Below are 13074 nucleotides of genomic sequence, written 5' to 3' on the forward strand. Positions count from 1 at the left end.
GGCCGAATCAAACTGAATTAAAATAATCAATAAAAACCCAGAAACGTCCAAAGAAAGCGACTATACTGATCTACCTGATCCGCTCTTTCGCAAGCCTCGTGGCTTGAACACATAGCCGGCTGCATGGACGGTGCGAATGGCAGCATCACATCCGGGCAACTCTCCCAGCGCCTTGCGCAAGCGACCAATGTGAACATCCACCGTTCGCGGCGTGACTTCGGCGGAAGCCGGCCAAGCCGAAGCAATCAGTTCGGAACGGTTGCAGAGCTGTCCCTCCCTGTTCATCAGGTGACGTAGAATATTGAACTCGATGGGTGGCAGCGCAAAGTCGCGACCGTTGCAGTGTATTCGGCGACTGTCGACATCGACTTCCAGGTCAGCAAGAGCCGGTGACGCAACCATTTTCGAGTTGACCGTTTCCATGGCCTCTCCCGTCGCCTGCCTGAGAGATGTCAGCAACTTCTCCGGTGAAAGCGGCCTGAACAGGCAGTCATCAACACCGGCTTGCAGCAAGGCCAGATGAAGCGGCTGCGCTTCGCTTCGCAAGATCGCAATAAGACGGACCTCGTTGTCGTGTGTTGTGGATCGCCTGATTTCGCCACATATGGAAACGGCATCCTGGGTTTCGTGGGTGCAATCGAAAAGGATGGCACACGGTAAGCGTTTCGCGCACGAAGCCAGAACATCGTTGGCACTGCAAGCCAAAGAGGGAATAAAGCCTTCCGTCTTCAGAATATAACTAAACGGCAGGAACAGCTCTGCATCGGAGGTCCAGATAATGACTTCGTTGCAGGTCGCCACTTCGAGCTTCGCCGCCGCATCGGAGCGCTTGAAGTTGGACGCGCCGGACCGTGTTACGGCTCTAGGCTGGCGCATATTCGCCGCCGTTGATATCAAGGATTGCCCCATTAACGAAGCCCGCTTCCTCTGACGCCAGGAAAGCAACGGCAGCGGCGATATCCTCCGGCGTTCCCAATCTGGCAGAGGGAATGCGTGCAACCGCGTCCCGATTGGCTGGCGTATTGGGATCGCCAATCAAGGGCGTCAAGATCCTGCCGGGCGCCACGAGATTAACCGTTATGCCGAAAGGACCACACGACCCGACAAGCGCGCGCATCAGGCCGGCCAGTCCTGCCTTGCTGGCGGCGTAAGCGCCACCGGCGATGCGAGGGCGCGTGCGCCCAGCGAGCGATCCGATCAAAATGATGCGTCCAAATCCCGCGTCTCGCATTCCCCTGACGACTGCCTGACAACATAACATGGTGCCGGTCAGATTCACGGCCAGCACTTCGTTCCATTCCTCCAACCCGATATCCTCGAACCGCCGTGGACCAGCAAGGCCCTTGGGCGATATCCCGGCGTTGCAGACGAGAATTTCGGCTACTCCCCAGTTGGATGAAAGCTCTTCGAAGAAATTGGCAATAGCCACAGGATCCGACAGATCGACCACTCGGCCTAAGACCCGTCCAGATCCGAACTCCGCGGACAGCGTGGCAGTTGCGTCAGTCACAGTTTTAGCGCTGTGACTGAAGACGGCGACGCGATGCCCCGCCGCCAATAGCTTCCGCGCCGTCGCCAATCCGATACCGCTCGTCCCTCCTGTCACGACGGCGATGCGAGACGGCTCTGGCATCACGCAGCCTCATCCAGGCCGGCAAACAAGGACAAAGCGGGATGAGCTTCAGGATCTGTCATGACCTCGATAAACAGCGGCCCCTTGCCGGCCAGGCCACCCTGTAGATGAGCCGTGAGCTCGGCTGGATCCTCAACGCGAACCGCCGGGCATCCACAGGCTTGAGCGATCTTCATATGATCGACAGGCGCAAAATGGCACGCCGATGTGAAGCGCCCGAACTTCACGGTCTCGGCATCCCGCTGGAAACCGAGGATACCGTTATTGAGAAGGATGATGGTTATGGGAAGATCGGAGCGAACCATGGTTTCCATCTCCGCCCAACTATGGGCGAACCCGCCGTCGCCAATGATGGCGACCACCGGATGCTCGGGTCTAGCTGCCTTTGCGCCAAGAGCCAGAGGCAGGCCCCATCCCAGCCCCGCAAGACCGCGCGGCGTCAGGAATCGCATTCCTGAGTCAAGCGATCGCAATTGGCCGACGACCCACATCGATGAATAGCTTGCATCCGCAACGACGGTCGTCTGCGGTGTCAATGCTGCCTGCAGCTCTGCCATGATGCGTTCCGGGCGGATCGGCGAGGCAGTAGCATGCACGAGCTGATGCCGATCCTTATCGAACTGCCGCCAGCACTCGGCTATGCGATCGGCAACAGCAGTCCGCTTATCCTGACGTTGGGATAGATCTTGCCCGTTTAGAGCATGAACAAGCTCTCTGAGGGTCTCACGCGCATCCCCGACCAGGCGCAGCGCTTGATAATTGCGGCCGATTTCCTGAGGGTCGACATCGATGTGGATCACCTGAGCACCAGCAGGAATTTGCCGCCAGCTATCCGTGCCATTCTGATTGGTTCGCGTTCCAATCAGAATAACAAGGTCTGCGTCACCGACCAAAGCTGCCGTATGGCGCCCGAGTGACCGCGGCCCTACGAGTGAACCTAACACGCCGGCCGAAAGCGGATGATATTCATTCACCGCACCCTTGCCCATGTTGGTGGTCAAAATTGGGAGTACAGCCAGATCCTGCAACGTGGCCAGTTCATGGCAAGCATCGCTGCCGAGGACACCGCCACCTGCGATGACTACGGGATTGTGGGCATTCGCGATCAACTCCGCCGTCCTTTGCAAACTCGCGCGATCAGGGCACGAGCGATCAAGCGGCCAATGGCCGAGATTCAGAGATCGTGATGGCGTTTTGAGATCAAGCTCCGAGCGCAACAGATCGGCGGGCAACAGCAACGCTACCGGCCCGGGTCGACCGGAGGCAGCAGCAGTGAAGGCGGCATCGACATAGTCCTCGATTCGCTCCGGGACTATGACCCTGCGCACCCATTTCGTGCAGGATTGGAAGAGCGCGATATGGTCGAGCTCCTGGAACGCGTTCCGATCCATCTGATCGCGCTCGACCTCCTGCACGAGTGCTACGATCGGAACGCTCGCCTTCAGCGCTTCGGCCATGGGGGGCACGAGCAGCGTGGCGGCTGGACCATTCTGGGCGGCCACCACGCCGATCTTTCCGGATCGTCGAGCATAGCCGTCGGCCATGGCACCGCCCATATTCTCCTGACGGTAGGCAACCTGGCGAATGCCTGCAGCTTCGGCAGCCAGGATGAGCGCTGATGGTAGGCTCTGGGCAAATATATGGGTGACGTCATGGCGCACCAGCGACCGAGCCAGGCATTCGGCGACAGTTTCCAAGGAATTCGTGGTCATGCGATTGCTCCAGCAAAATCGGCTTCGTGGGTTTCGAGGAAATCGCCGAAGACTTCGACGATCAAATCGAGATCGGTATTTGTCATTGCCGTGGAGAGGCACGCGGCGGCTCCAAAGGGCAGGAGGATATCGTGCTGACGGAAGTGGCTTGTCAGATTGGTCATCCAACTGTTCTGTTCCGGTGTCGGGAAGGCCTGCCGATAGTCACGGGGAACCTGCCGCTTCGGGTGGATGCGGAAAAGCGAAGCCGAACCGGTGACGATAAATGGGGCGTCGTGACGCACGATCGCGGCAGAAAGGCCATCGCGCACACGTGCCCCCATTTCATCAAGACGCTCGAAGCTTGCCGCGGTCATTGCCTCCATGGCCACTCTTCCTGCAACCATTGACACCGGATTGGCCGAAAAGGTGCCGCCCTGGGGCACCGCCGGCCTCGCGCCCAAGCTTGAGAACACCCCCATCACCTCCTTACGGCCACCAACCGCGCCGACCGGAAAGCCGCCGCCGATGATCTTTCCGGCAGCAATAAGATCCGGCACGAGCCCGAAACGCGCTGAAGCACCACGATATCCCTGCCGAAGATTCAGCACTTCATCTGCCACGACGAGAACGCCATATTGTCGGGCCAGATCGGAAACGGCTTCGATGAAGGCTGGGTCAGGCGCGAGCAAACCCGCCCTGCTCGGCATGGGATCAATCAAGATACAGGCAAGATCGTTGCCCGACGCGGCCAGCCTTCGCTCCAGGCCTTCAACATCATTGAAACGGATCACATCGACCTCTTCGGCAACGCTTTGGGGGGCGCCGGCATAAGAGGTTGTGGATGCGGGGCCGTCGGCTGGTCCCCAAGATGCAGGCGACGCGCCCTGGCTTACCTCGGCCCAATCATAGGCACCGTGATAGGCTCCTTCGACGCGAGCAATACGCGAGCGCCCTGTAAAGGCGCGTGCCGCCTTGATAGCGAACATGACGGCCTCGGTGCCGCTATTGACGAAGCGGATCTGCTCGATCGCGGGAATGCGCTGCACAAGCAATTCCGCCAATCCAAGCTCGTGCTCCGTTGGATTGGAAAAGCAGGTTCCTTTCTGCAGGAGATCTGCGATTGCGTCAGCGACCGGCAGGTAACCGTGACCATGGATCAGCGTTGTGAAATTGTTATTGAGGTCGAGAAGCCGATTGCCGTCGACATCAATCAGATAGGCACCCTCGCCACGAGAAATATACGTCGGCGAAGGATCGCGTTCGACGGTGACGCGCGTGGTTCCATCGGGAAACACGATCTGCCCTCGCTCGAAGAAATATTGCGAGCGCGATCTGAGCGCCGCCCGTCGAAATAATGGAAAATCCTGATGTAGCATGCCTTGCCCTCTCCATGGACAGATGCGCGTTCGCATCCCGTTCACATTTTTGTTGCAACAAAAAAACACGGAGAGAAGGAAAGTGCAACATAATTATTCAGCGGCGACAGAGATTCCCTTGATCGCGGTCTGCGGTGATTTTCTTCATCTGGCGAAATCCATCACGAATGTCGTTCTCGATGGCAGCGCGCGCAGCGGCGGCATCCTTTTCGACAAGCGCCTCTATCGCGGCACGATGGTTGCGAGCACCGTGGCGGGTCTCGGAAAATTCTGGGTAGAGGCCATTAAATGACGCACCAACCCGCAGCCAAAGGGTCTCGATCGTCTGCAAAAGATAGGGCATACCGCTCAAACGGTAGATCGCAAAATGGAACTCCTTGTTATGCCAGAGGGCGTCAAAATAACGCCTTTCATCCAATGCAGCGTCAATTTTCGCCTGAAGTAGCTCCAGTTCTTCGATCGTCGCCTCGCTTGCGGCCTTGACGGATAGCGCCGCCGCAAGCCCTTCCAGGGCCAGGCGCATTTGCGTGATCTCCTCGAGATCCGACAATCTTAAGTGAGGAACGATAACGGTTTTCGGGCCGGAATAAATGAGCGCCCCATCAATCACCAGGCGGTTGATGGCATCACGAGCGGGCGTCGTGCTGACATCCAGCATGTCCGAAACCGCACGGATTGTCAGCTTATCTCCAGGGGAAAAAGCGCCTCGGATCAGTCGCTCCTTCATGTTGTCATAGGCCATTTCGCCCAATCGATTGGGCTGATGCCGATGGTATCCTTCGTCTTCCGGCGCGACTTCCATTGAAAATTTCTCCAATTTCCTTTGACAAACGTTTATTTTGTTGCAACAAAAATGAAAAGTGACGTGCTTGCAAACATTATGTGACATTAAAAATCATAACACGTTCGCAAATTTCCGTCTTCCCAAAGTTCAATTCGGGAACCGGACCAAAAGCCAAGCGATCGGTGAGCGAGTTGCAGCGCCGGCGCAAACGACAACGTTTCATAATGACAACAATAAGGAGAGGGACTTTGATTGGTGAAGCACTTACGCTGCAAGGGCTTGAAAAGCGATATGACACATCGCTTGCTGTGGATGGCATTTCGCTGGCCATCCGGGCGGGTGAATTCCTGTCGATCCTTGGTCCTTCGGGCTCCGGCAAGACGACGCTACTAACGATGATCGCCGGCTTCGAGAGCCCGAGCAACGGCCAGATAATGATCGGCCGTCGTGACGTTACCTACATGGCGCCAAACAGGCGCAACATCGGTATGGTGTTTCAGCGCTATGCCCTTTTTCCGCATCTGACGGTGGCAGCCAACATCGCTTTTCCGTTGCGCATGCGCCGAATGGACAAAGATCTCATCAGCCGCAAGGTCGAGGCGGTACTGGCGCAGGTACATCTCGACGGCTATGGCGATCGATATCCCCATCAACTCTCCGGAGGCCAGCAGCAACGCGTCGCCGTCGCTCGGGCAATCGTCTTCGAGCCGCCCGTTCTCTTGATGGACGAACCACTTGGAGCCCTCGACAAGAAACTGCGCGAGGCGCTGCAATTGGAAATCAAAAGCTTGCAGCAACGCCTTGGGGCGACCGTCGTCTATGTGACGCATGATCAGGAGGAAGCACTCACCATGTCTGATCGCGTTGCAGTGGTGGCAGAAGGCCGACTGGCTCAAGTCGGAGCACCGCTTGATCTTTACCGTTCACCTGTCTCAGCCTTTGTCGGAGACTTCATTGGTCGCATGAATTTTCTCGACGGCGAGTATCTCGGTCAAGATAACGGGAAGTACATGGTACGGCCAAAAGGCGGCAACGTCGTTGCTACGGCGGCTGCCGAAGACGGGCCAAGCCTCTTTGCCCCTGGCCAAGCCGTCAGTATCGCGGTTCGCCCCGAACGGTTGTCGCTAGCGCCTCATGGTCGCGACCGCGGCGCCATTCTGACGGGCACCATAGATGCAACCGTTTTCGCCGGTTCGTTTTTCCTCTTCTTCGTGCGAACCCAGAACGGCGATGACCGCCTCCTCCAGATCCAGATGCCCGTCGGGCATGTGGCGGCAGGCCTTCATCAGGGAGACTTGGTTGACATTATTCCAGAAGCGAACGCCTTGCGGCTGTTTGCAAAAGCGGGGGTCTAACCCATGGCGTCATCCCTCGCGAGACAATCGACCGGCACTTTCCGCAACTGGATTCTCACGGGATCGAGCCGACATTATTCGCCACTGTTGGCGATCTTGCTCATCCTACCGCTGCTCCTCCTCTTGGCGGGAGGCTTCGTCTATCCGGTGGTCAGGCTTATCGGCATCAGCCTTTCCGGTGACGCTCCGCTTGCCCCCTACCAGCGTGTCTTCGACAGTCCACTTTATATTCAGGTCCTGCTCCGAACCTTCCGCATCGCGGCGATCGTGACCGTTGCCTGTTTTGCAATCGGATATCCGACCGCCTATGCGATCGCGCGGATGCGCGGCAAGTTGGTAAAGCTCGGAACGGCATGCTTATTCATTCCGCTATGGACCTCGGTGCTTGTCCGGTCCTATACCTGGATCGTGCTGCTCGGTCGCAACGGCATCATCAACGACGGGCTGATCCAGCTCGGTGTTATCTCGGCACCCTTGAAAATGCTCTATACGGAGGGCGCTGTCATTCTCGCGATGACGCATGTGCTGATGCCCTTCATGATCCTGCCGATCCATTCGGCCTTGCGTTCGGTGCCAAGCGCGTACGAGCAGGCGGCACGAAATCTCGGCGCGAGCCGGATCGTCGCCTTTTGGCGCGTGACCTTTCCACTCAGCCTATCGGGCGTCTTCGCCGGCTGTGTGATATGTTTCATTCTCGCCATCGGGTTTTACATCACCCCCGCCCTAGTCGGTGGACCCGGCGCGCTGATGATGGCGACCCTGATCGGCCAGCAGACAATCGTCCTTCTGGATTGGCCATTTGCGGCCGCCCTGTCAGTCACCCTGCTCACCGCGACGTTGCTGCTGGTGCTGCTCTTCCGCCGCGCACTCTCTTTCAGCAAAGGTTTGAACAGTGTCCATTGAATCTGAACCCTTTACGCAGCGATTGGCAACACCGTCGTCCGAGGCTCGCCGGTATCGTTCAGTCTGGCCATGGATGGCGCGACATGCATCCAATTTAGTGATTGCGGCGGTGCTGTTCTTTCTCGTCCTTCCGACGCTGCTGGTAATACCGCTGGCACTCAGCGACGCCTCCTATATCACCTTCCCGCCGCAGGGACTGACCCTGCGGTGGTTCGAAGCGTATCTGTCCGATCCCGACTGGCTGCGGTCGACCATTTTCAGCCTGCAGATCGCCGCACTAACCACCGTGGTAGCGACGATCATCGGGACGATGGCGGCGGTTGCTCTTGTACGTGGCAAACTACCGGGCAAGGCGCTGCTCCAGGCCCTCTGCCTTGGGCCGATGATCGTGCCGGCGATCGTCTTCGGCGTGGCGCTCTATTTGGTCTTCTCGCCTCTACAACTAACAGGAAATTTGACCGGATTCGTCCTTGCCCATTCGGTGCTGGCGGTACCTTTTGTCGTCATCATCGTTTCCGCAGCGTTGGAAAGAATGGACCCGTTGCTGGAACTGGCGGCCTTGAGCTGCGGAGCGGGGCGGCTCAGAGCCTTCTTTGCCGTAACACTTCCCAATCTGGCGCCGGCCGTCGCGACGGCTGCGGTCTTCGCTTTCCTGACCTCCTTTGACGAAGCGACCGTGGCTTTCTTCATCTCTGATACCGGCGGAAAGACGATCAGCCGGAAAATGTTCGAGGACATCGATTTCAACCTGACGCCTGTCATTGCCGCCGTGTCGGTCATCGTGGTTGCCGTCTCGCTGCTTTTGATGGGTTCCATACATCTCCTGAACAGCCGCCGGGAGCAACAATAGCGGCAAAAACACCCGCTGCAGGCGGGACAATAAGAGGGAAACATTGATGACAATAAGAGCAGCCATCCGGCTGAGCAGTATTGCTATGTATTGCGCAGCCATTCTTCTGGGAGAAACACCCAATCCAGCACTTGCCAGCGAGCAGGTCGTGATCGCTACGACCGGCGGCGCCTATGATGCGGCGCTACGCAAATGGTGGTTCGAGCCGTTCACCGCTAAGACTGGTATTCAGGTCGTTTCCGTGGCGGCAACCAACGCAGAGATGCGCGCCAAGGCGACCGCGATGGTGAAAACCGGCAATGTCAGCTGGGATCTCTACCCCGATGGAGAAATCCAGGTGAGCTCAAAGGATCATCTCGCGATTTCCGAACCGCTTGACGGTTTTTGCGCCCAGTTTAAGGACCGCCAGGATCTTGTTCCCGATGCCTGCATCCCGGCCGGCGTGCGGCTGTTTTCGACGGCCACATTGATGGCCTACGATCCGCAGGCTTTCAAAGGCAACCAGCCCGTGACTTGGGCGGATATGTGGGATACTTCAAAGTTCCCGGGCGGACGCTCGTTTCCGAATTTCGATGATCCGTGGCGCGTCATGGCGGCTGCCCTTTTGGCAGATGGGGTCAAGCGCGAGAACCTGTTTCCGCTCGACGTCGATCGCGCCCTTAAGAAACTTGACGCATTGCGGCCGTCCATCTCGCTCTGGTGGAAAACCGGGGATCAGAGCGTCCAGGGGTTCCGTGAGAACGATTACAGCATCGGGCAGATCTGGCTAACGAGGGCAAGCGCGCTTAAGGCAGAAGGACGCTCGATCGCCTGGTCAAACAAGGCGGCATTTCTGGTGGGCGATCGCCTCACGGTTATCAAAGGGGCGCCCAATCGCGATAATGCTCTGAAGCTCATCGCCTTCTGGCTAGATTCCCGGGACATCCAGGCCAAGGTTTGCGAGGCATTATTGTGCACGCCACCTAGCAGCGCAGCGATTATGATGATGCCGCAGGCCGTTCGTGACCAGATGCCGAGCGCCGAAGACGTTCGCGACAGTATCGTCATTCCAGATGCCAAATGGATCAACGAGCATGCCGCGGAGTTACTGGAGAGGTGGAACAACTGGGTTCGCTAAGGCAGGATAACGACGTGAAAACATTGGGTATGATCATGGGATGCCACGACGTTTGGAGGATAAGCGATCAGCGATCGTTCATTGAATGAACGCTTAACGCCGACGCACCCCAATACCTTCTGCAGGAGGTCCGCCTGCGAGCAGAAATGCTCGAAGCGCGGCGGGCTTCCTTGCCCAATGACGCTTCCCTAGGATTCAGAAATTGCTCTTGTTTGTCGCGACGCGAAAGACTTCGGCAAACGGACATTTCGCAAGACACCGGCTCCCTTGGATTCTCTGAGGGGAAAATGTCCGCAAGTTATTTGGTTTTATCGGCGGCATTTATTAGATGTAGCACCACCTTAATGCTCAGAAGTCAAACTTGACTTCTCATTTGCAATATAAGAACATAAAGGGAACGTTCGGCCTTTTCCGTGGCCTGCGCAGAGCAGATTATTGAGCAGGCGCCCTTGAAATCCGAATTCGAGCGAAGGGCCGAAGATCTCTTCTGATACCCTATCCGCCCGGCATAGAATCAAGATCGGACTGGCGTTGTAGTCGGATCGTACCTACAACTAGAATCATCAGAAAGGGTCCCGCTTTCCATGAAGTTCAGCCTCGATCATCTGCCGGAACGCAAACGCTTGGAATTGTCGCGAATTGTCGAGATTGTGCATGAGGAATTCGAGGATGCGCTGAAGGAAGGCACAGCCGATTTCAAGAAGAAGGGGCGCATCCTCAAGATCATTCTTTTCGGCTCCTATGCTCGTGGCAATTGGGTCGATGAAGAGCACACCGGCAAAGGCTATAAGTCTGACTACGATCTGCTGGTAATCGTCAACAATCGCAAACTTACAGACTTCGGTTCATACTGGCGCAAGGCGGCCGACCGCTTTCCCCGGATCGTCAAGCCACCGGTGAGCCTTGCCGTGCATTCGCTGCGTGAGGTCAACACAGCACTGAAACTCGGCAATTATTTCTTCAGCGAGATCCGTCGCGACGGCATCGTTCTTTACGAACTCGACGACGAGGAACTTGCCGAGCCAAAGCCGCTCACGCCAGCGGAAGAATATCGTGCGGCCCAACAACATTTTAAGAGATTTCACAAAAGCGAGAAATTTCTTAAAGTTGCTCGCTTTTCCACAAGTGAAGGCGACACGGATGAAGCAGCATTCCTCCTCCATCAAGCGATTGAACAGGCATATTCGACTTTACTGCTGACATTGACGAATTACAGCCCTGCCTCACATAACCTCAACCATTTAAGGACACTTGCCGAAGGCCGCGACCAGCGGCTTGCAGAGATCTGGCCACAAGATCGGCAACGCCGCCATACTGCCTGGTTCAACATTATCAACCAAGCCTATGTGAAAGCCCGCTATTCCGAGCATTTCAAGATCACCGAAGAAGCGCTGGTCTGGCTTGGCGAACGTACGGGCGCACTGCAGCAACTGGTAGAAGCGATCTGCGACGAGCATATCGAAAAGCTGCGGCAAAAGCTCTAAGCGCTGTTGGCAAGCCCTGGTGAACCCTTCCTACCATCGGCCAGCCATGCCGCCGTTTTTCTCAGGGCAGCTGGCACTTATCGGGTCACCATCCCCGTCGCTCCGCCACCTCGGACCCCCTCTATCCGCACTCGCATCGCTTAGCTTCGGGTCGATACCCGAGCGGTGGGGCGTTACCGAGAAGTACAAAGATATATCGGTTCTGCCCGACCATTTGTGGCCACGGAAAACCCAATTTAGTTTGCCGTCTACGTTACTGAATCCGCGTTGCGTCAGCCGAAAAGCCCCGTCGCCTACGTTTCGCCGGCACGCAGCAGGCAAAAAACCTTGAACCAGAAATGGCTGTCGGCAGCTCGTCCATCCACCTTCGCGCCTAAAGCGCACCAAGCCACAGCAAGCGTGGCATCGGGGCCATAAGCCGCCTTTGCGGCCAAGACCGCGGCTGCCGGATTCTTGCCACACCAAATAGAGATGTCATCATCCGAAGACGGCGCCTGGCGATGTCTTGACGTATCCGCAAAAGTCATAGGAAGCTCTCCCGTGAACGTCCGGCACGGGACGAAGTTTGGCCGGACTTTGTTCTCACAAGTGAGTCACGACCGCGGATGCCGCATATGTCGTGTGATCCCTGGCCACTTCCTATTTCATTCAAGATCCACCAGGCGCATATCCTGGGCCAGCCGACTAAACTCGCTCGGGAAGCCCTCCCTTTTGATGCAACAAAATTGTGATCAAATAGATATATTTTTCCCCCTTTACGTGCAATACGAAATTATGACAGATAAATAATTGCGATTTTCGGTAGCGATAGGCAAGTCATGATCAATCTCAGATATTTTTGTTGCATCAAAAATGTCTGAGACGGCGCGGAATCTCAAACTATCTCATCTTCCGCGTGCTACCGCCCACTGATCGAAAGGTTATCATCAATGAAGCCACTCGTCCTCATCTGCTCCACGGATTACGAATTCTACCTTCTGCTCGCCCAGATCCTCAATATGGGAGGTCTTGAATCTTCGCTGGTGGAAGGGGCGGAGGAAGCCTTAGCTAGCGTCAAATCCCATGATTTGATCGCTGTGATAATAGACTCTAATAGCGATGCCTTCCGTATCGGCGATCTTGTCAGCCAGATCAGGAAGACGCTAGCCGACAAAACACCACCGATCGCGGTCTTCGTGGGAGCAGGCAATCAGCAACTTTATCTCGAAGTGCTCAAAACCGGCGTGAGCGAGATTTTCATGCGCCCCTTCAACCCCGAGCGTTTTCTATCTTATCTGTCAGACTTATCGCCAGATGAGAGTGCGAAATCTTGCATAGAAAGAACCTCCGGCAACACGCTTGTTTATGCGGAAATCACGATGCAACTCGATCGCATGCGCGTCGATTGCGATGGCATAAACGTCCAACTCAGTCCGATTGAATTTCGCCTTCTTCAGCATTTTCTACAAAAACCAGGCTACGTCTTCACCCGAAACGCTCTCATCGAGGCTGCATGGCCGCAAGGTACCTTTGTGGAGCCTCGCACCGTCGACGTTCATGTCGGCCGCCTTCGGCGGGGCATTAGACGCGTGTTAGGTCGCGATATTATCCGCACGGTGCGGGCTACGGGTTATGCGCTCGATGAGCGTCAAAATGCAGAGCGGGCTTCGTAAGCACTGAGATCACGGAGAAACTCCGTTGAGCATCAATGTGACGTACCGCCTGCTGTGTTTATCAAGCCTTTCACTTTCGAAATATTGGCGTCACAGAACCTTCAGGCAATATTACCGAAACGATCGTTGTTCGCAGACCCATTCCACGGCAATAAAATAGCATCGCGTCGCCAATGAGATGCGATGTGCTGCGGCAGATGTCCATTTTCTGCTGTGTCGCTGTTCC

The 13074-nt window shown here is 56.3% G+C and carries 12 protein-coding genes; 6 read left to right on the top strand and 6 right to left on the bottom strand.

The genetic code is table 11. From position 1 onward, the window contains the following. Nucleotides 1-60 precede the first annotated feature (60 nt). The 5 genes from AC13RM_RS11630 to AC13RM_RS11650 all read right to left on the bottom strand — a co-directional run bounded on the left by AC13RM_RS11630 (nucleotide 61) and on the right by AC13RM_RS11650 (nucleotide 5505). Nucleotides 61-876, bottom strand: a complete 816-nt coding sequence (locus AC13RM_RS11630) for a winged helix-turn-helix transcriptional regulator (protein ID WP_488554999.1) — start codon at nucleotides 874-876, stop codon at nucleotides 61-63. Next, nucleotides 863-1633 (bottom strand): SDR family oxidoreductase, encoded by a 771-nt coding sequence (locus AC13RM_RS11635; RefSeq protein WP_488555000.1) that lies wholly within the window; start codon nucleotides 1631-1633, stop codon nucleotides 863-865. Before AC13RM_RS11635 ends, AC13RM_RS11630 begins: the two co-directional genes overlap by 14 nt. Next, complete coding sequence (locus AC13RM_RS11640) at nucleotides 1633-3345, bottom strand: acetolactate synthase catalytic subunit (RefSeq protein ID WP_488555001.1); 1713 nt, start codon at nucleotides 3343-3345, stop codon at nucleotides 1633-1635. The genes AC13RM_RS11635 and AC13RM_RS11640 overlap by 1 nt, the downstream gene beginning before the upstream one ends. Beyond that, nucleotides 3342-4703 (bottom strand): aspartate aminotransferase family protein, encoded by a 1362-nt coding sequence (locus tag AC13RM_RS11645; RefSeq protein ID WP_488555002.1) that lies wholly within the window; start codon nucleotides 4701-4703, stop codon nucleotides 3342-3344. Before AC13RM_RS11645 ends, AC13RM_RS11640 begins: the two co-directional genes overlap by 4 nt. A 97-nt stretch (nucleotides 4704-4800) precedes the next feature. Beyond that, nucleotides 4801-5505 carry a GntR family transcriptional regulator gene (locus AC13RM_RS11650; protein ID WP_488555003.1) on the bottom strand — a complete coding sequence of 235 codons (705 nt, stop codon included), beginning with the start codon at nucleotides 5503-5505 and terminating at the stop codon, nucleotides 4801-4803. A gap of 230 nt (nucleotides 5506-5735) precedes the next feature. Between AC13RM_RS11650 and AC13RM_RS11655 the strand changes: the two genes are divergently transcribed. The 5 genes from AC13RM_RS11655 (at nucleotide 5736) to AC13RM_RS11675 (ending at nucleotide 11196) form a co-directional block, all read left to right on the top strand. Next, a complete protein-coding gene (locus AC13RM_RS11655; protein ID WP_488555129.1) occupies nucleotides 5736-6842 on the top strand; it encodes an ABC transporter ATP-binding protein in 1107 nt (368 codons plus the stop codon). Nucleotides 6843-6845: 3 nt separating this feature from the next. Next, nucleotides 6846-7745 carry an ABC transporter permease gene (locus AC13RM_RS11660; RefSeq protein ID WP_488555004.1) on the top strand — a complete coding sequence of 300 codons (900 nt, stop codon included), beginning with the start codon at nucleotides 6846-6848 and terminating at the stop codon, nucleotides 7743-7745. Nucleotides 7746-7818: 73 nt separating this feature from the next. Further along, a complete protein-coding gene (locus tag AC13RM_RS11665; RefSeq protein ID WP_488555130.1) occupies nucleotides 7819-8595 on the top strand; it encodes an ABC transporter permease in 777 nt (258 codons plus the stop codon). 85 nt (nucleotides 8596-8680) lie between these two features. Beyond that, entirely contained in the window at nucleotides 8681-9712 is a 1032-nt protein-coding gene (locus tag AC13RM_RS11670) for an extracellular solute-binding protein (protein ID WP_488555131.1), read from the top strand. Nucleotides 9713-10296: 584 nt separating this feature from the next. Continuing rightward, nucleotides 10297-11196, top strand: a complete 900-nt coding sequence (locus AC13RM_RS11675) for a nucleotidyltransferase and HEPN domain-containing protein (protein ID WP_488555005.1) — start codon at nucleotides 10297-10299, stop codon at nucleotides 11194-11196. A 293-nt stretch (nucleotides 11197-11489) separates the two neighbouring features. On the opposite strand, the gene AC13RM_RS11680 is transcribed toward AC13RM_RS11675, so the two are convergent. After that, nucleotides 11490-11723, bottom strand: coding sequence for a hypothetical protein (locus tag AC13RM_RS11680; RefSeq protein WP_488555006.1), 234 nt, complete (start codon nucleotides 11721-11723; stop codon nucleotides 11490-11492). Nucleotides 11724-12125: 402 nt separating this feature from the next. Between AC13RM_RS11680 and AC13RM_RS11685 the strand changes: the two genes are divergently transcribed. After that, entirely contained in the window at nucleotides 12126-12848 is a 723-nt protein-coding gene (locus AC13RM_RS11685) for a winged helix-turn-helix transcriptional regulator (protein WP_488555007.1), read from the top strand. Nucleotides 12849-13074: the final 226 nt, after the last annotated feature.

Source organism: Martinezella sp. CNPSo 3732 (genome assembly GCF_057784515.1).